The 18,703-nt window shown below is 60.9% G+C and carries 17 protein-coding genes and 3 tRNA genes; 2 read left to right on the forward strand and 18 right to left on the reverse strand.

Features of this window, described 5'->3' with window-relative positions:
• Positions 1-54: 54 nt before the first annotated feature.
• From nuoI to EV561_RS01395, 13 genes are all read right to left on the reverse strand, one after another.
• Positions 55-546 (reverse strand): NADH-quinone oxidoreductase subunit NuoI, encoded by a 492-nt coding sequence (nuoI, locus tag EV561_RS01335; protein ID WP_132516839.1) that lies wholly within the window; start codon positions 544-546, stop codon positions 55-57.
• A 39-nt stretch (positions 547-585) separates the two neighbouring features.
• Positions 586-1,629 carry an NADH-quinone oxidoreductase subunit NuoH gene (gene nuoH / locus EV561_RS01340; RefSeq protein ID WP_132516841.1) on the reverse strand — a complete coding sequence of 348 codons (1,044 nt, stop codon included), beginning with the start codon at positions 1,627-1,629 and terminating at the stop codon, positions 586-588.
• A gap of 12 nt (positions 1,630-1,641) precedes the next feature.
• A complete protein-coding gene (gene nuoG, locus EV561_RS01345; RefSeq protein WP_132516843.1) occupies positions 1,642-3,723 on the reverse strand; it encodes an NADH-quinone oxidoreductase subunit NuoG in 2,082 nt (693 codons plus the stop codon).
• 234 nt (positions 3,724-3,957) lie between these two features.
• The gene (locus EV561_RS01350; protein WP_348633719.1) at positions 3,958-4,638 is read right to left on the reverse strand and encodes a helix-hairpin-helix domain-containing protein; all 681 of its coding nucleotides are present in this window, start codon (positions 4,636-4,638) and stop codon (positions 3,958-3,960) included.
• Positions 4,639-4,646: 8 nt separating this feature from the next.
• Positions 4,647-5,951, reverse strand: coding sequence for an NADH-quinone oxidoreductase subunit NuoF (gene nuoF, locus EV561_RS01355; protein ID WP_132516847.1), 1,305 nt, complete (start codon positions 5,949-5,951; stop codon positions 4,647-4,649).
• A 10-nt stretch (positions 5,952-5,961) separates the two neighbouring features.
• Positions 5,962-7,071: an NADH-quinone oxidoreductase subunit E gene (locus EV561_RS01360; RefSeq protein WP_132516849.1), complete on the reverse strand. Its 1,110-nt coding sequence runs from the start codon at positions 7,069-7,071 to the stop codon at positions 5,962-5,964.
• A gap of 16 nt (positions 7,072-7,087) precedes the next feature.
• Positions 7,088-7,399 (reverse strand): hypothetical protein, encoded by a 312-nt coding sequence (locus EV561_RS01365; RefSeq protein ID WP_132516851.1) that lies wholly within the window; start codon positions 7,397-7,399, stop codon positions 7,088-7,090.
• Positions 7,399-8,589, reverse strand: a complete 1,191-nt coding sequence (locus EV561_RS01370) for an NADH-quinone oxidoreductase subunit D (protein WP_132516853.1) — start codon at positions 8,587-8,589, stop codon at positions 7,399-7,401. The genes EV561_RS01365 and EV561_RS01370 overlap by 1 nt, the downstream gene beginning before the upstream one ends.
• 79 nt (positions 8,590-8,668) lie before the next feature.
• On the reverse strand, positions 8,669-9,271 hold the full coding sequence (locus tag EV561_RS01375; RefSeq protein ID WP_132516855.1) for an NADH-quinone oxidoreductase subunit C: 603 nt from the start codon (positions 9,269-9,271) through the stop codon (positions 8,669-8,671).
• Positions 9,272-9,289: 18 nt separating this feature from the next.
• Positions 9,290-9,877, reverse strand: a complete 588-nt coding sequence (locus tag EV561_RS01380) for an NADH-quinone oxidoreductase subunit B (RefSeq protein ID WP_132516857.1) — start codon at positions 9,875-9,877, stop codon at positions 9,290-9,292.
• Positions 9,868-10,233 carry an NADH-quinone oxidoreductase subunit A gene (locus EV561_RS01385; RefSeq protein ID WP_132516859.1) on the reverse strand — a complete coding sequence of 122 codons (366 nt, stop codon included), beginning with the start codon at positions 10,231-10,233 and terminating at the stop codon, positions 9,868-9,870. Before EV561_RS01385 ends, EV561_RS01380 begins: the two co-directional genes overlap by 10 nt.
• A 257-nt stretch (positions 10,234-10,490) precedes the next feature.
• Positions 10,491-10,567, reverse strand: a tRNA-Asp gene (locus EV561_RS01390).
• A gap of 72 nt (positions 10,568-10,639) precedes the next feature.
• Positions 10,640-10,716, reverse strand: a tRNA-Asp gene (locus tag EV561_RS01395).
• A 402-nt stretch (positions 10,717-11,118) separates the two neighbouring features.
• Here EV561_RS01395 and EV561_RS01400 point away from each other — a divergent pair.
• Positions 11,119-11,322: a hypothetical protein gene (locus EV561_RS01400; RefSeq protein ID WP_132516861.1), complete on the forward strand. Its 204-nt coding sequence runs from the start codon at positions 11,119-11,121 to the stop codon at positions 11,320-11,322.
• A gap of 172 nt (positions 11,323-11,494) precedes the next feature.
• Here the strand turns inward: EV561_RS01400 and EV561_RS01405 are convergent.
• The 4 genes from EV561_RS01405 to EV561_RS01420 all read right to left on the reverse strand — a co-directional run bounded on the left by EV561_RS01405 (position 11,495) and on the right by EV561_RS01420 (position 16,997).
• Positions 11,495-11,568, reverse strand: a tRNA-Gln gene (locus tag EV561_RS01405).
• Positions 11,569-11,733: 165 nt separating this feature from the next.
• Complete coding sequence (locus EV561_RS01410) at positions 11,734-12,132, reverse strand: cupin domain-containing protein (RefSeq protein WP_132516863.1); 399 nt, start codon at positions 12,130-12,132, stop codon at positions 11,734-11,736.
• 176 nt (positions 12,133-12,308) lie between these two features.
• Entirely contained in the window at positions 12,309-15,755 is a 3,447-nt protein-coding gene (locus tag EV561_RS01415) for a YhaN family protein (RefSeq protein WP_132516865.1), read from the reverse strand.
• 3 nt (positions 15,756-15,758) lie between these two features.
• Entirely contained in the window at positions 15,759-16,997 is a 1,239-nt protein-coding gene (locus EV561_RS01420; protein ID WP_132516867.1) for a DNA repair exonuclease, read from the reverse strand.
• A gap of 230 nt (positions 16,998-17,227) precedes the next feature.
• Between EV561_RS01420 and EV561_RS01425 the strand changes: the two genes are divergently transcribed.
• Entirely contained in the window at positions 17,228-18,214 is a 987-nt protein-coding gene (locus EV561_RS01425) for an aldo/keto reductase (RefSeq protein ID WP_132516869.1), read from the forward strand.
• 99 nt (positions 18,215-18,313) lie between these two features.
• Here EV561_RS01425 and hupB read toward each other — a convergent pair whose 3' ends face one another.
• Positions 18,314-18,589: a DNA-binding protein HupB gene (hupB, locus tag EV561_RS01430; protein WP_132516871.1), complete on the reverse strand. Its 276-nt coding sequence runs from the start codon at positions 18,587-18,589 to the stop codon at positions 18,314-18,316.
• Positions 18,590-18,703: the final 114 nt, after the last annotated feature.

Here is an 18,703-nt window from a genome sequence, read left to right on the forward strand (position 1 = left end):
GCACCGTGACGATATCAGCAATCGCCGCCCGTCACGGCATATTCAAATTCTGGCTCAGCGGTAAGGCGCATCCAGCGCAATATTGCGCGCGATTTCGCGTTCCCAACGGTCGCCATTTTCCAGAAGACGCGCCTTGTCGAAGTAAAGCTCTTCGCGCGTTTCCGTAGCAAATTCGAAATTCGGCCCTTCGACGATCGCGTCGACCGGGCAGGCTTCCTGGCAGAAGCCGCAATAAATGCACTTCACCATGTCGATATCGTAACGCACCGTGCGGCGAGTGCCGTCGTTGCGGCGCGGGCCGGCTTCGATGGTGATTGCCTGTGCAGGACAGATCGCCTCGCACAGCTTGCACGCAATGCAGCGCTCCTCACCATTCGGATAACGGCGCAGAGCATGTTCTCCGCGGAAGCGCGGGCTGACCGGTCCCTTTTCGAAGGGATAGTTGATCGTTGCCTTCTGCTTGAAAATATAACGAAAGGTCAGCCAGAAAGCGCCGACGAATTCCTTAAGAAACAGCGAGCTGACGGCGTTGGACAATCCTGCCATCTTAACCTCCAAATAGACCGAAACCACGGACGGACATGATCACGCCCATCCCGTCAGTTTCAGCACGAATGCAACGATGACGACCATGGCGAGCGACAGCGGCAGGAAGACCTTCCAGCCAAGGCGCATCAGTTGGTCATAGCGGTAGCGCGGTACGAATGCCTTGACCATCGCGATCATGAAGAACACGAGGCAGGACTTCAAAAGGAACCAGATGACACCCGGGACCCAGTTGAGGATCCAGATATCGACCGGCGGCAGCCAGCCCCCGAGGAACAGGATCGTCGTCAGCGAGCACATCAGCACGATGGCGGCATATTCGCCGAGCATGAACATCATGTAGAGCGACGAGCCGTACTCGACCATGAAGCCGGCAACCAGTTCCGATTCCGCTTCCGGAAGGTCGAAGGGCGGACGGTTGGTTTCAGCCAGCGCCGAGATGAAGAAGACGATGAACATCGGGAAGAGCGACAGCCAATGCCAGTCGAGGAAGGACGCCGGCAGACCGAGCTTGGTGCCGAGGCCGACCTGCTGCGACATGACGATGTCAGTCAAGTTCAGCGAACCGACCGTCAGAAGCACCGTGACGATGACGAGACCGATCGAAACTTCGTAGGAGACCATCTGCGCGGCGGAGCGCAGCGCACCAAGGAACGGGTACTTCGAGTTCGAAGCCCAGCCGCCCATGATGATGCCGTAGACTTCAAGCGACGAGATCGCCAGGATGTAGAGGATACCGACATTGATGTTGGCAATCACCCAACCGTGGGCGACCGGAACGACCGCCCAGGTGGAGAGCGCAAGTAGCACTGTCACGAGCGGCGCCAGCAGGAAGACGCCCTTGTTGGCGCCAGCCGGAATGACCGGCTCCTTCAGCATGAACTTCAAGAGGTCGGCGAAGGACTGGAACAGACCGAAAGGACCGACGACGTTCGGACCGCGACGCAGCTGCACCGCCGCCCAGATCTTGCGGTCGGCAAGAAGGATGTAGGCGATGAAGATCAGCAGGCAGACCAGGAGGAGAAGAGACTGACCGATCATGATGATCAACGGCCAGAGATAGGTCGAAAAGAATGAGTCCATTGTCCCCTGCCCTTACTCTGCCGCAACTTTGAAATTGTTGCGGGCCAATGCGGAGCACTCAGCCATGACAGCCGAAGCGCGCGCTATCGGGTTCGTCAAATAGAAGTCTTTCACCGGCGACGCAAACCCAGATTTACCCATCTTGCCGGCTTTTTTCGCAAGTGCGGCAATTTTGGCGCTGTCGCCCTCCGCGACCTCGTCAAGCTTGGCGAAATGCGGGAAAGCAGCGAACAGTTTCGCGCGCAATTGGCTCAGCGAATCAAAGGGAAGCTTCTTGCCGAGCACATCGGAAAGGGCGCGGATGACCGCCCAATCCTCGCGGGCGTCGCCCGGTGCAAAACCGGCACGGTTGCCCATCTGAACGCGACCTTCGGTGTTGACCCAGATGCCCGACTTTTCGGTGTAGGTCGCAGCCGGAAGGATGACGTCGGCATTGTGTGCGCCGTTGTCGCCGTGCGAGCCGATGTAGACGGTGAACTTCGCAGTCTTCTTGGTGAAATCCAGTTCGTCAGCACCCAGCAGGAAGAGGACGTCCATCGCGCCCAGCATCTGGGCGGCGTTGACGCCCTTCGCACCCGGCACGAAGCCGAGGTCGAGGCCACCGACGCGGGAGGCCACCGTGTGCAGCATCGCAAAGCCGTTCCAGCCTTCCGTGATCGCGCCAACGTCTGCCGCGAGCTTGGCGACGCTTGCCAGCACGGCTGCCGCGTCCTCGCGGATCAGAGCACCCTGGCCGACGATGATCATCGGCTTCTGAGCGTTCTTCAGGACATCAGCGAAAGCATGAGTGCCCGAGACGACGTCGCTCAGCGTATCCGGACCGGCGCCAAGGTAATCATAAGAGTAGCGCATTTCGCCGCCCTCACCGATCACGCCGATCGGGAACTTGCCGCGACGCCAGCGCTTGCGGATGCGGGCGTTGAGCACGGCTGCCTCGAAGCGCGGATTGGCGCCAACGATCAGCAGCGCATCAGCCTGCTCGATGCCCTCGATGGTCGGGTTGAAGAGGTAAGTCTCGCGGCCGAGCGACGGATCGATTGCCGTCCCATCCTGGCGACAGTCGAGGTTCTCGGAACCCAGCGACTTTACCAGCTCGGAGAGCGCGTACATTTCTTCGACGGAAGCAAGATCGCCGGCGATCGCGCCGATCTTGTCGCCCGAAGTGGCCGATACGGCAGACTTGATCGCGGCGAATGCTTCGGCCCAGGTCGCTACCTGCAGACGGCCGTCGCGGCGGACGTAGGGCTTGTCGAGACGCTGCGTCTTCAGGCCGTCCCAAACGTGGCGGGTCTTGTCGGAGATCCACTCTTCGTTGATCTGGTCGTTGACGCGCGGCAGGATGCGCATGACTTCGCGACCGCGGGTATCGACGCGGATCGCGGAACCGACGGCGTCCATGACGTCGATCGATTCGGTCTTGTTCAATTCCCAAGGACGCGCCGTGAAGGCGAAGGGCTTGGAGGTCAAGGCGCCAACCGGGCAGAGGTCAACAACGTTGCCCTGCAGCTCCGAGGTCATGGCCTGCTCGAGATAGGTGGTGATTTCTGCGTCTTCGCCGCGGCCAATGAGGCCGAGTTCAGAGATGCCGCCGACCTCGGTCGTGAAGCGAACGCAGCGCGTGCAGTGGATGCAGCGGTTCATGACCGTCTTGACGAGCGGTCCGATGTACTTGTCCTCGACGGCGCGCTTGTCTTCCTGATAGCGCGAACTGTCGATGCCGAAGGCCATGGCCTGGTCCTGCAGGTCGCATTCGCCGCCCTGGTCGCAGATTGGGCAATCCAGCGGATGGTTGATGAGCAGGAATTCCATCACGCCTTCGCGGGCCTTCTTGACCATCGGCGTGTTGGTGAAGACTTCCGGAAGCTCGCCGTTCGGGCCGCCGCGGATGTCGCGCACGCCCATGGCGCAGGAAGCCTGCGGCTTCGGCGGGCCGCCCTTCACCTCGACAAGGCACATGCGGCAGTTACCTGCCACCGACAAACGTTCATGGAAGCAGAAGCGCGGGACTTCGGCGCCGGCTTCCTCGCACGCCTGGATAAGCGTGTAGTGATCCGGGACTTCGATCTCTTTGCCGTCAATCTTCAGTTTTGCCATCGTCCACTCAGTCCTGTTTCACATTTGCAGCCGAATGCGGCCGCAAACAATTTCATGATCGCAACCCCACTCGCCCCTGACGGCCTTCAACCGCATGGCGTGGCAATTGCTCACAATCACCTTTGCCGAACCTTACCCCCTGGGGTTCGGCGACCCGGCTCCGCAGATTTGCCGCGATGCCCTCTTGCCTTGTCTCTGCTTTTCCCGGCCGCTTGGGTTCGCCCGGAAAAAGAATTACTTGCCGCCCGCAGCCTTCGGCGCGAGCAACGCCTTTGCCTGGCCTACCCAGTCATCGCGAGCAATGCGCCCCTCGAAACCGAGATCAGCATCAATGTGCGCAACGTCCGCGTCAGACCAGGAGGCGATGTCTGCGAAAGTGCCGATACCGCGTTCCCTCAAAACCATCTCCAGCTTCGGGCCGACGCCGGAAATCAGTTTCAGATCGTCCGCCTTTGCAGTCGTTTTCCTTCCGCGGGCCGGCGCCTTCACCACCTTTGGAGCGGCGGCTTCGACCGTCGCATCGGCCTTCGCTTTGACGGGCGCCGGCTTGTCGACTGCCGGCTTTGCCTTTGCCCTGACCTTCACGACCGGAGCTGCCTTCGCAGCCGGAGCGGCATTCACGGCAACATTCGACTCAGTCTGTCGTTGCACCGGCGATGCGCTCTTCTGCTCTTCCAGGGCAGCCGCGAACTTGTTCGTTGCCTCGACCGCTCCCTGAACCGCGCCCCAGAAAGCGCCGGCCATCTGTGTGGAAAAGCCGAAACCGATTGCAGTCACCGCAGCCATAGCCGCGGCGGGATTGGTCATCAGTGGATGCAAGTGCGAATTCTGCAGCATTTCGGCAGCAAGACGACCGAACTCAGCCGATGCATCGGCTGCGTCCCTTCCCTCACCCGCGTCTGCAGACTTCGTCATCATATCCCTTACTCGGCTGCTTCCAGAACGGCGCCGTGATCCATCACGTTGGCGGTATACTGATCGATACGCTTTTCGATTTCCGGGCGGAAGTTACGGATCAAGCCCTGCACCGGCCATGCGGCGGCATCGCCGAGCGCGCAGATAGTATGCCCTTCGATCTGCTTCGTCACCTGGAACAGCATGTCGATTTCGCGCTTCTGGGCGTTGCCCTTGGCCATGCGCTCCATGACACGCCACATCCAGCCCGTGCCTTCGCGGCACGGCGTGCACTGACCGCAGCTCTCGTGCTTGAAGAAGGCGGAGATGCGGGCAATCGCCTTGATGACGTCGGTGGACTTGTCCATGACGATCGCAGCTGCCGTACCGAAGGACGAGCCGACTGCGCGCAGGCCGTCGAAGTCCATCGGGCAGTCCATGATGTCCTTGGCCGGCACGATCGGGCACGATGCACCGCCGGGAATGACAGCGAGCAGGTTATCCCAGCCGCCGCGGATGCCGCCGGCATGCTTGTCGACCAGTTCGCGGAAAGTGATGCCCATGACTTCTTCGACGGTGCACGGCTTGTTGACGTGGCCCGACAGCATGAACAGCTTAGTGCCCACGTTGTTCGGACGACCGAAGGAGGAGAACCAGCCGGCGCCGCGGCGCAGGATGGTCGGGGCAACGGCGATCGATTCGACGTTGTTGACCGTGGTCGGGCAGCCGTAGAGACCCATGTTTGCCGGAAACGGCGGCTTCAGGCGCGGCTGGCCCTTCTTGCCTTCCAGGCTTTCGAGCAGAGCGGTTTCTTCGCCACAGATATAGGCGCCGGCACCGTGATGAACGAAAATCTCCATATCCCAGCCGAGCTTGTTGTTTTTACCCAACAAACCGGCATCGTAGCATTCGTCGATCGCTGCCTGCAGCGCCTCGCGTTCGCGGATATATTCACCGCGAACATAGATGTAAGCGGCATTGGCGCCCATGGCGAAGCTTGCGACCACGCAGCCTTCGATCAGCGTATGCGGATCGTGGCGCATGATGTCGCGGTCCTTGCAGGTGCCAGGCTCCGATTCGTCGGCATTGACGACGAGATAGTGCGGACGACCGTCCGATTCCTTCGGCATGAAGGACCACTTCAGGCCCGTCGGGAAGCCGGCGCCGCCACGGCCGCGCAAACCGGACGCCTTCATCTCGTTGATGATCCAGTCACGGCCCTTTTCGAGAATCTGCTTGGTGCCGTCCCAATGGCCGCGGCTCATCGCGCCCTTCAGGGACTTGTCCTTGAGGCCGTAGATATTGGTAAAGATGCGATCCTGATCCTGTAACATGCTTCACCTCTTACCGCGGCTTCTTGCCGAAGACTTTTATGTATTCCGCTTCGCCACCTCTGGCGAGAGCGTCTGCCTGCTTGACCCAATCGTCGCGTTCGATGCGGCCGTGGAAGCTCAGATAACCGTCAACCCACTCGCGCTCGTGCTGCTTCCAGCTGGCGATCTGGGCGAAGGTGAAGATGCCGATCTCATGGAGAGTGGCTTCAATCTTCGGGCCGACGCCCGAGATCATCTTGAGGTCGTCGGGCGTTCCGGGCTTTTCCACCGCAGCCGGGCGGCTGGCATCGTCCAGCGAAGGCTTGGCCTGGCCTGCAGCCGTATTTTCGGCCTTTGCCGGAGTTGCCTGCGGATGGTCGGCCGGAAGCGCCGTCTTGCCATCGGCGGGGCTCTTCAGCGCAGCATTCGTCTCGGCGTCAGTGCTCTTCGGCCGAGCGGCTTCCGACGGGGGGACGGCGACAGTCTCGACCTCCACTGTCTTGGCAGCCTTCGCCTTGGGCGCCTTGGCGGGCGCGTCGAGCAATGACGTCAGGCCGCCCTCGGGGGCCGAATAGATACGGTCAATCTGCGGACCGGGCTTGATTTCGCTGCCCTTGCCTGCCTGGAACGTGTCGATGATCTCTTCAAGGCGCTCCGGCGTCAGGTCCTCGTAGGTGTCCTTGCCGATCATGACCATCGGCGCGTTGACGCAGGCGCCGAGACATTCGACCTCTTCCCAGGAAAGGGTTCCCTCGGCGTTGCGCTCGAACGGATGGGCGTGGATCTTGCTCTTGCAGATGCTCATCAGCTTTTCCGAGCCGCGCAGCATGCAGGGCGTGGTGCCGCAGACCTGTACGTGGGCCCGAGTGCCGACCGGATGAAGCTGAAACTGCGTGTAGAAGGTCGCGACCTCAAGGACACGGATATAGGCCATCTCAAGCATGTCGGCGACCTTTTCGATCGCTGCCTTCGTGACCCAGCCGTCCTGCTCCTGCGCGCGCATCAGGAGCGGGATAACCGCCGATTGCTGGCGGCCTTCCGGATATTTCTTGATGGTCTTTTCCACCCAGGCCGTGTTCTCGTCGCTGAAGGCGAAAGCGGCAGGCTGGAATTGATCTTCGGCTAATCGACGAACGGACATTCTTTCACGCCTTATCTCAGTTTATGGATCCACACCGCGTGCCCGTCAGGGACGAGAATTCGCAGGCGTAGGCCGACTGGTCCTTTTGCATAAACACAATAAACTTACCGCCGTTTGGCACAGCGGCCTTGATTTCATAACCGCGCGACACGAGGTCGCCCATCGATGCTTCCGCCGCCGGCGCCGATCCCGAACTCAGGCCCTTGGGAACAAGCTTTCCCTTGTCCTGACCGAGGGTCGGCAGCCCCGTGCCCTTCTGCGCCGCCTGCTGAGCGAAAGCTCCGGAAGCGACAAGAAAAGCAGCAATGGCAACCGGCAGGATGCGCATCAGCGATCGACCTCGCCGAAGACGATATCGAGCGAACCCAGCACCGCCGTCACGTCAGCGAGCTGATGACCGCGGCAGAGGAAATCCATGGCCTGCAGGTGCGCAAAGCCCGGAGCACGCAGCTTGCAGCGGTAAGGCTTGTTCGAGCCATCGGAAACGAGGAAGACGCCGAACTCGCCCTTCGGCGCTTCGACGGCCGCATACACCTCGCCAGCCGGCACGTGATAGCCTTCGGTATAGAGCTTGAAGTGGTGGATCAGCGCTTCCATCGAACGCTTCATCTCACCGCGCTTCGGCGGAACGACCTTGCCGTCGACGGACGAAACCGGACCGGTGGAGGCATCGCCGAGCAGGCGATTGACGCACTGCTTCATGATGCGGACCGATTGGCGCATTTCGAACATACGGATCAGGTAGCGATCGAAACAGTCGCCGTTCTTGCCGACGGCAATGTCGAATTCCATATCGGAATAGCATTCATAGGGCTGCGAGCGACGCAGGTCCCAGGCGGCGCCGGAGCCGCGGACCATGACGCCCGAGAAGCCCCAGGACCAGGCATCGGCGAGCGAAACCACGCCGATGTCGACGTTACGCTGCTTGAAGATGCGGTTGTCGGTCAAAAGGCCTTCGATATCGTCGAGGATCTTCAGGAACGGGTCGCACCACTTGCCGATGTCCTCGACCAGTTCCTGCGGAATGTCCTGATGGACACCGCCCGGACGGAAATAGGCGGCGTGCATGCGCGCACCGCAGGCGCGCTCGTAGAAGATCATGAGCTTTTCACGCTCTTCGAAGCCCCAGACCGGCGGCGTCATCGCACCGACGTCCATGGCCTGGGTCGTCACGTTCATGATGTGCGACAGGATGCGGCCGATCTCGGAATAGAGAACGCGAATCAGCTGGCCGCGAATCGGGATCTCAAGACCGAGCAGACGCTCAACGGCGAGCGCGTAAGCATGTTCCTGGTTCATCGGCGCCACGTAGTCGAGGCGATCGAGATATGGAACGGCCTGCAGGTAGGTCTTCGTTTCGATCAGCTTCTCGGTGCCGCGATGCAGCAGGCCGATATGCGGATCGACGCGTTCGACGATTTCACCGTCCAGTTCCAGAACCAGACGCAGCACGCCGTGCGCGGAAGGATGTTCCGGTCCAAAATTTATGGTGAAATTACGGACGTTATGTTCAGTCATGGCGACGCGCTCCGCGCTGGCAATCATTGATGGGCAAGGTATGCAAAGAGGCTTTCAACATCGTGACAGCCCCCGTTTTTTACTTTGCCGCCTTCTCATCTCCCGGCAGCACGTAGTCCGTGCCTTCCCAGGGGCTGAGGAAATCGAAATTACGAAATTCCTGCTTCAGTTCGACGGGCTCGTAAACCACGCGCTTGGCAAGGTCGTCGTAGCGCAGCTCGACGAAACCGGTCGTCGGGAAATCCTTGCGAAGAGGATGGCCCTCGAAACCATAGTCCGTCAGCAGGCGGCGCAAGTCGGCATGGCCCGAGAACGGAATGCCATACATGTCCCAGGTCTCGCGCTCGAACCAGTCGGCACCCTGATAGACGGCGCAGGCGGACGGAACGGCCTCATCTTCCCCTGCCTGCAGCTTGACGCGGATGCGCAGGTTCTTCTTCGGCGACAGCAGGTGGTAGACGACGTCGAAACGCTCGGCGCGCTGCGGCCAGTCGACGCCGCTGATGTCGATCATGCTGACGAATCCGCACTTGGCGTCATCACGCAGGAAGGTCAGCAGCGCGATGATATTTTCACGGCTGGTTCCGATCGTCAGCTCGCCATAGGCGATTTCGCTGGACGAAATCACATCGGCACGCACCTCGCCGAGATAGGACGCAAGCTCGTTCAGGGCTTCACTCATAATGCCTCGTCCCTTGCCTTACCGTTCAATCGTGCCGGTGCGGCGAATCTTCTTCTGCAGCAGGAGCACGCCGTAAAGCAGCGCTTCTGCCGTGGGAGGACAGCCCGGCACATAGATGTCGATCGGCACGATGCGGTCACAACCGCGAACAACCGAATAGGAATAGTGATAGTAGCCGCCGCCATTGGCGCAGGATCCCATCGAGATCACGTAACGCGGCTCCGGCATCTGGTCGTAGACCTTGCGGAGCGCAGGCGCCATCTTGTTGGTCAGCGTGCCGGCAACGATCATGACGTCCGACTGGCGCGGCGAAGCGCGCGGGGCAACGCCGAAGCGCTCCATGTCGTACCGCGGACCGGAAACCTGCATCAGGCCTTCGACGGCGCAGCAGGCGAGACCGAACTGCATCCACATCAGCGAGCCGGTACGGGCCCAGGTGATCAGCGCGTCGGCGGTCGTCAGGATGAAACCCTTGTCGGCCAGCTCATTGTTGACTTCGCCGAAGAAAGGATCGTTGGCGCCGACCGGCTTGCCGGTCGAGGGATCAATGATCCCCTTCGGCTGCTGCGAGACGAGCGTCGTGTTGCTCTGCGGGGCTACTCCCATTCCAGGGCTCCCTTCTTCCATTCATAGATAAAGCCGATGGTCAAAACAGCGAGGAAGACCATCATGGACCAGAAGCCGAACCAGCCGATGGCGCCGAAGGAAACGGCCCACGGGAAGAGGAAGGCGACCTCGAGGTCGAAGATGATGAAGAGAATCGACACAAGGTAGAATCGGATGTCGAACTTCATGCGAGCGTCATCGAATGCGTTGAAGCCGCATTCGAAAGCCGACAGCTTTTCAGGATCAGGCGCCTTGAAGGCGACGGCAAACGGCGTGATCAACAGCGCCAGGCCAATGACCAGGGCGATACCAATGAAAATCGCTATCGGAAGATAGGAACTGAGCAGTTCAGTCATTATGTCCATCCCTGCCTGCCGAGAAGCGCCGGGCGGCGCTTTGAGCATTTGCTCAGCAAGCGAAAGAGCGTTGCAACAAGCCGTGGTTAGCGCAGGCGGAGCGTCGGCGCAAGACTTTTGAGCGCGTCATTTTGAGACCCGATCAAACGATTTTACCAAGGCGATGCAAGGATGTCGCGGCAAAACACAAACGAAGCCCCAAGGGGATTTCGCAAGTGCAGCAAATTCACCATGGATTGTAAGGACTTGTGCGAAAATGGCGCGAGTGACGGGGCTCGAACCCGCGACCTCCGGCGTGACAGGCCGGCACTCTAACCGACTGAGCTACACCCGCGCATATCGTGACCCAAAGGGTCGAGCACACTATCCGGAAGAAAAGGTCTAGGACCTGTTTCAGGCTTGGAGATGGCGCGAGTGACGGGGCTCGAACCCGCGACCTCCGGCGTGACAGGCCGGCACTCTAACCGACTGAGCTACACCCGCATTCATATCCAAGTATTCCAGATGCTTTTGCACCCATCAAAGCGGCCTCGGCCGTTCGATGAGCGGCTAACTAAGGGGTTCGCGTTGGGGTGTCAAGCGCGTTTGAATACAAATCCATGACAGATCGTGAATTGTTTGGGGAACAGCTCCCTGCCCTCTCCGATGCGGATGATTCGGGCCTGTGTCTCCGACGGCCGGCAACGGGGCTCTTTCGGGAATTTGGGCGTGGCTTCCTGCCCTGCATCCGCTCCATGCACACGGCAAATCCATCCGTCGGATTGTGAAACGTGAGATGAAGCTCACATTAACGCGGCAGTCATCACGTGTTCAGTTCCCCGGCGTTAGCTTTGAACCAACGTCATCAAGCGACGTTGTTGAAAGCCAGCTAACCGGAGAAATACAGTGAACAAGTTTTTTATCGCTTCTGCACTCGCCCTTGCTTCGCTTGCAGCGACAGCCATTCCGTCCAACGCCGCTTCGGTGGTGGTCAAGACCGACCACGGACACTATGACCATCACCATCATGATCGCCATTGCTTCAACAAGAAGGTGACGAGCTGGCACCATGGCCATAAGGTCGTCCATGAGGAGCGCGTCTGCCGATAACAGAATTGCTCAGGCCCGGTCGAAAGCCGGGCCTTGAGCCGAATTCTCACGTTAGTCGATTCTCTACTCGGAAGACCTACCGAACCAGTGATCCGCATGGATCATCCGTAAACGCGCAATACCTGTCGTTTTCTAATGAATTCTAAGTGTCTGGATTTGTTGGAAAAGAAATTGGCTGGGGAACCTGGACTCGAACCAAGATTAACGGAGTCAGAGTCCGTCGTTCTACCATTGAACTATTCCCCACCGTCCGCCGCAGAGCTTGGCGGGCCGTGTTGGAAGGTCATATAAATGATTCATCCGGGGATGCAAGCCCCATATTGATGTCTCGTCGGATTGTCTGTGACTAAAGAGTGCCGACGACGATCAAGATGCGGAAACGTAGCGGGAAGACGAAAGTGCGGCCCTCCGTCACGACCCGCGATATTGTTCTTCCGTCACATATTCCATCCAGTCGGCCGCCTTGCCGTCTCGCATCTCCTGGATGGCGATGTGGGTGAGCGCGGTTTCCGGGCCTGCGCCGTGCCAGTGCTTTTCGCCGGGGGCGAACCAGAGGACGTCGCCGGCGCCGATCTCGAAAATCTCTCCGCCCCATGACTGGGCGAGCCCCTTGCCTGAGGTCACGACAAGCGTCTGGCCAAGCGGGTGGGTATGCCATGCCGTGCGACCGCCCGGCTCGAAGGTGACGCTGACGACCTGCACGCTGGCGGGATCCGGCGCCTGCATCAGCGGCTCCTGGCGCACGTCACCGGTAAAATATTCAGCAGGCGCCTTTACCGATGGCCGTGATCCGTTGCGCTTGATTTCCATCCGGTGTCTCCTCTGTCCTGTTCGCTCTCTCGGAGAATCTATGTCATCGCCTCATGCCATCCAAGCGACATAGTCGTGATGTCGATTGGAGTATCTGGCGACATCGGCAACGAACTCGGTCTCACCACGAATCCGATCAGCGGAGAGGCGCCGGAATTTTCACCCGGTGGCAATCGTCAAAGCTGGATGAGGTCCAGATCCTTGCCGATTTCGCGCCGGGCGATGTCGACGACGCTCATTTCGTGGGTGAAGAGGATCGTTTGGAAGCGGCCGACGGTGCCGGCGAGCGCGTTCAGGCCCGCGGCGGTGCGATCGTCGTCGAAAGTCTGGAAGATGTCGTCGACGATGAGTGGAGCCGGTTCGTTGCGCGCCGAGTAGTCTTCGAGGAAAGCCAGACGCAGGGCGAGGTAGAGCTGGTCGCCCGTTCCCTCGCTGAGGCCGGAAAGCGGCACGCGCTCGCCGGTGACGCGTTCAGCCAGAAGCTGGAGTTCGTCGTCGCTGCCATAGTCCTGGACGAGACGCGAGAAACGGCTGCCGGTCAGGACAGAGAAGATATCTCCTGCCCGCTTCATGACGGGATCCGCCTGCCGCTCCCGATAGGCCTCCATCGACGTACCGAGCATATGGGCGGCGAGCTTGAGGACGACCCATTGCCGAGCGAGATCCCTGGCCTCCTCCTCGGCCGCATGCTTTTCGAACACGGCATATTCGGCGCTGGCGCCCGTCTCCAGCGCGCTGCGCTGACGCTGATTCTCGTTGAGCTGGGCCGTCAGCGCGCCGAAGCGCTGCAGCTGGTCGCTGTCCAGCGCCTCCAGCCGCTCGATCTCGAGATTGGCTTCGATCCGGTCGAAGTCGGACAGAGCAACACGGATATGGGCTTCATCCTGCCCATCGGCCTGCTCCTGGAAACGGCGCCGGCAGACTGAGACGCTTTCCTCCAGCCTGCTTCTCTCGCGAAGCTGCGAAAGGAGTTGCTGCAGATCATCGATCGAGACGGAAGCCTCGTTCGCAAGAGCGGCAAGATTGGTCTGCAGCGCATCGAGATTCGATTGGCAGCGAGCGAGCCGGGCCTCCGCCTGCTCCAGTGACAGATGCAGGCTCTTTCGTCGCTGCTGATCGGAGTTTGCAGCGATTGCCCTGTCATGCAGGACATCGGCGGCGGCGTCGGCGGAGAAGGATGCGAGATCCGGCGCCAGGTCGCTTGCCAGCGCCCGCAGGCCGTCTTCGAAGACGGCAATGTCGCGCTGCATGCCGCGCACCCGCCTGCGGCGATTCTCGCGCTCAGTCAGTATCTGCGGCAGGTCCTTCCAGACGTCGACCGTCGCCTCGACCATCTCGACGGTCGCACCTATGGGCAAGCCAACTGCGTCGGCCGCGTCGGCCAGGGTCGCTTCCCAGCGCTCCGCATCCTTGCGGATGACGGTTTCACGTTCCTCGAGCCTTTCAATGACGTCGGCAACGGATTGACGCTCGCCTTCGGCGGAGCGGCTGTCGGCCCAACGCTGGGCGATGTCGGCGATATGTCGGGAGAGCCCCCTTGCAAGGGCCGCCACCGGCAGGGAACCCGCGCCTGACAGACCCGTCGCATGGGCAAGGTCCACGAGCGCAGGCACCAGCCGGTCCTCGCTCGCGCGCAATATCGCCACTTCGTCGGCAAGGACGTTCACCGCGTTGCGTTGAGCGGCAAGCGTCTCGACCGCACGCCGCCATTCAACCATCTGATCCGGTTCAAGCGGCACTATTCCCCTGGTGGCAAAGAGCGAGCTGAATTCGCTCTTGGCATCAGCGATGGATTGCTCGCTTTCGGTCTGTCGGGTTCTGGCCTGCTGGAGCGCCGGCTCCAGTTCGCCACGCCTCAGCATGAGCCTCGCGTGTGTCGATACGCGTTCGGCATCGGTCAGTGCTTCGTCGGCCAGGCGATCAGCCTCGCGGATTGCCGCCTCGAGCGCCTTCGATCCGCCTGACGGCGAGGCTTCGAAAGCCCGCAGCTGCTCATCCCTGAGGAGACGGGCCGTCTCGATTTCCTGGCGGGTGACAAGGCTGCCGCCTTGCTCCAGCGACGCAATATCCTTGGTGAGAGCCCCCTGCTCGGTCTCCAGTAGAGCAAGCGCAGCGGTAGCCTCGCGGGCAGCCGTTTGCAGCTCGCCGAATTTGCGCCGATGTTCGGTGAGGGTCGCGATATCGGGCAGAGGCACGCCAAAGAGCTGATCAAGATCGGCAACGGCGGGCGACAGGCGCCCGGTAGCCTCTGCAAGTTCGGACTGCGCACGCGAGAGCTTTACCTGCAGGCTGTCCAATCGGGAAAGCTCGGCGATATCGGGCTGCAAGGCCGCAAGTTGCTGCGCATAGGACTTCGGGTCGATCAGCCGCCCCGATATCTCGACCGCCTCCAGCCGCCGAAAGTGCTCGCGCTCCTCTTCGAGGCGGCGGCGATTTTCAGCGTGGGCGCGCTTCAGGTCCCGGCCTTCGACGGCAAGCGTGCGCAGGCGCGCAAGATCGGCCTCGGTCGGCTGATTGCGCTCCATCGCCCCGGCATCGGGCATTCCAAGCTTGCGGGCAATCTGGACAAGCCGCAGATCGAAATCCTCGACCTCGCCACGGACCCGAGACATATCGTCCTTAGCCTTGAGATAGGCTCCCTTCTGCGCATATCGCTCCATGATCGCGCCGGCGGCATCCAGGGTGGCTGTATCCACCCTCACTGCCTGAATTTCCTCCTGAAGTCGCAGGACATCCTGCCGGGCGGTTCGCAACGCGGCCTCGCCTTCCTTCCTGAAATCCAGCGCTTCGGCCAGCCGTTCTCCAAATCCTTTATGGATTGCTTGCAGGTCGGAGAAGCCGCGTAAGAGCTCCTCCTCCAAGTCGATCTCCCGCAAGACCGGCTCAAGCTTCTTCAGCATGTTCAGGCGGTCGAGCGCCGCCTTGGTCTCCTGCCGTTCGCGGTGCAGTGCCTCAAGCCGAGCCTCAGTCTCGGCCGCATCGGCGACGAGCTTTTTCCAGTCGCCGGATCTCAATTCGTTGTCGCGCTCAAGCTTTCGTGCATCTTCGTAGCGGTCGTATGCTTGATAGAAAGCCCGGTCCTTCGAGCGCCGCTGGGCATAGATGCCGTCCGCTTCGGTCTCCAACGATTGCCTGAGGCGCGACAGGCCCGTGAGACCCGAAGCGGCTGAGAAGAGCAGGCTGCCGATCTCGCCGCCGCTCTGCAGCATGGCGGCCGCACCCTGCCTCAGTCGGGCTGAGTCGAGGCCGAAAGCGCGCTCGAAGACATCACGGCTCAGATTGCCGAGATAGGGCGAAAGCGCATCCTCGGGGAGCGCCGTTTCCTTCTCGTCGGTAGCGAGCAGCGTGTTTTTCGTGCCGCGGCGACGGCGGAATTTGAGGCTGGTCCCGTCGCGTAGCGAAATTTCGGCACCGATGCGCAAGGTCGTGGCATCGTGCAGGAAACTGAAATGCGATGTCGTGCGGGGGAAACCGAACAGGAGATCCGAAATGGCGCTGAGGGCGGACGACTTGCCCGCCTCGTTCGGCCCGTAGATGACATGCAGCTTCGCATCAGGGCGAAAATCGAGACCGCAATCGGTAAGCGCGCCGTAACGGATAATGTCGAGCCGGTTGAAGCGCATGGATCAGGCCGCCCCTCGCCCGCGCGCCAGCAGCAATTGCCGAGCTTCCTCGATCAAGGTTTCGGCCGCATCTCCGAGTGGTGACGCGGCGGTCGCAAATCCGCCCGGCAGCCTCGCCGCGATCTCCGCTATGAGCCTGTCGGCTTCGGCCTTTGCATCCTCCTCACCACCGTCACTGCCGAGAAGCTGCGGGAGATCGAGCGATGTGCCTGTCGCTGCGATCCCGACCGTGGGTGGCGGTTCTATGCGAAGTTCCAGTTTTTCCAGCCAGATGTCCTGGTGAATGCGGTGGCAGGCAGCTTCCACCTCGTCGCGCCATTGCTGGCGGTTGGCAGCCATGTCGCCGAACAGTGACGTGCTGCCCGTCAGGCGGATGCGGAGGGCCGTCATGCGACCCTCCATATCGTCGACCAGCGGCTGGATCGCGTGCTCCACGCGTCGAAGGACGGCAGCCTGGTCGTCGTCGGGTTCGACGCCCACCTGGATCTGCGCAAAGCGCGCCTCGTCGACGATCAGGCGTTCATGGCTTACCTGGCCGTCATCCACGCTAACGAGAATCGCACCTCTGGGGCCACGCTCGCGAATGCTGCGGCCTTGCAGGTTGCCGGGAAAGATCACCAGCGGATCGGTCGCCACTTGCTCGTATTCGTGCACATGGCCAAGCGCCCAGTAGTCATAGCCGCGCGAGCGCAGGTCTTCGACGGAACATGGGGCATAGGGCTCGTGCGGCTCGCGTCCGGTCAGCGACGTATGCAGCACGCCGATATTGAACCAGCCGCGCTCCGGCGGCGGATAGCCGAGAGCCAGATTGTCTGTCGTCGAGCGTTCCGCAAAGCCACGGCCATGCAGCGCCACCTTGATCGCCTCCAGCCTGAAGGAGCCCGCCCTGGCTGTCGGAAACTCGCTGACATTGCGGGGCAGCGTGATCGTCTTGGTGATGACGCTGACGGCGTCGTGATTGCCGCGCAAAAGGAAGACCGGAATGCCGGCACGCTCCAGCCTTGCCATTTCGCGATTGAAGAACAGACCGATCTTGTTGTCCTTCCAATCGCCGTCATAGACATCGCCGGCAATGATGAAAAAGTCGACTTTGCGATCGATCGCCTGACCGACCAACACCGAGAAAGCCTTGCGACTCGCCTCGACGAAGATCGCGGCCACATCGGCATCCTTCAGCGCCAGCCCCTGGAAGGGACTGCCGAGATGAAGATCGGCGGCGTGGATGAAGCTGAAGGAGGACATGCGTTCCGATATTCAAGCGGTTCAAGCATACCGTTCTAGGGAAATATGCGCGCGATGAACACCGCTCCCACAGCTTGCCCGAGGGTTTGTCCAAGGGTTTCCCACATTGCCGCCCTCCGTCACAATCCTATGTTACGGAATTGCGATGATGGCCGCTGACTTGCCCGTCAGTTCGATGTATGCGCGGTTGTTGCTTACATATGCCTTTCATTACATCAGGAGGAAATTTCTTGAAACATCATGCTTTTGGCCGCACCCCTTTCACGGTCACGAATGTCGGCTTCGGCGCCTGGCAAATCGGCGGCGCATGGGGCGATGTCAGTGAGGCGGATGGCCGGGCCGCGCTCAACGCAGCACTCGATGCCGGCATGACCTTCATCGACACGGCCGATGTCTACGGCGATGGCCGCTCGGAAAAGATCATCGCCGACGTGCTGAAGGCGCGTGGCGGCGAGCGCCCGATGGTCGCCACCAAGGCCGGCCGCCGCCTGAACCCGCACGTCGCCGAAGGCTACAACAAGGCCAATCTCGAAGCCTTCATCGACCGCAGCCTGACGAACCTCGGCGTCGATAGTCTCGACCTCGTGCAGCTGCACTGCCCTCCCCGCGAGGTGCTCTATCAGCCGGAAGTGTTTGCGGCTCTCGGCGAGTTGCAGAAGGCCGGCAAGATCAAGGGCTACGGCGTCAGCGTCGAAAAGGTCGAGGATGGGCTGAAGGCGATCGAATATCCGGGCGTTCTCAGCATCCAGATCATCTACAACATTTTCCGCCAGCGTCCGGACCACCTGTTCTTCGCCGAAGCGCTCCGCAAGAAGGTCGCGATCATCGCCCGCGTGCCGCTGGCAAGCGGCCTGCTGTCAGGCAAGATTACCAGTGCCACGACATTTGCCAGCGACGATCATCGCAACTTCAACCGACATGGGGAAGCCTTCGATGTCGGCGAGACCTTCGCCGGCGTTCCCTTCGAGGTCGGCCTTGAGGCGGTCGAGGAAGTGCGGAAACTCGTGCCGGCCGGCGCCAGCATGGCGGCCTTTGCGTTGCGCTGGATCCTCATGAGCGATGCCGTCACGGTCGTCATTCCCGGCGCACGCAACGCCGAGCAGGCAAAGGCCAATGCCGCGGCTGCCGATCTGGCGCCGCTGTCTGCCGACGTCATGACGGCGACCCGAGACATTTACGATCGGCTGATCGCGCCGCACGTTCACCAGCGCTGGTAAAAACGAAAAGGGTCCGGCGATAAACCGGACCCTTCAATCCTCTCCCGCTCCGGGCTGGCGTCAACGCCGTGCCGCAGAAAGGGTGGATGAAAAACGAGATCAGCCGTTAACGGCGTCCTTCAGGCCTTTGCCGGGCGTGAACTTCGGCACTTTGCGAGCCGGGATATCGACTTCAGCGCCGGTGGACGGATTGCGGCCCTTGGTGGCTGCACGGTGAGAAACGGTGAAGCTGCCGAAACCAGCGAGGCGAATATCGCCGCCGTTCTTCAGTTCGCCCTGGACAGCGTCGAAAACTGCATCAACAGCGGAAGCCGCGTCAGCCTTGGTGATGCCCGCCTTCTCTGCCACTGCGGACACGAGTTCATTCTTGTTCATGTTTTCACCCCTTTCGATGGTATGAAACGTCTCGTTTGTAAGTCGAGCAAAGCATACGAATGCTCAGGCCCGCCGCAACTCAAAAACCCTGCAAATCAAGGAAAAGCAAGCACA

The organism is Rhizobium sp. BK376, assembly GCF_004341625.1.
In the GTDB taxonomy this organism is placed as follows: domain Bacteria; phylum Pseudomonadota; class Alphaproteobacteria; order Rhizobiales; family Rhizobiaceae; genus Rhizobium.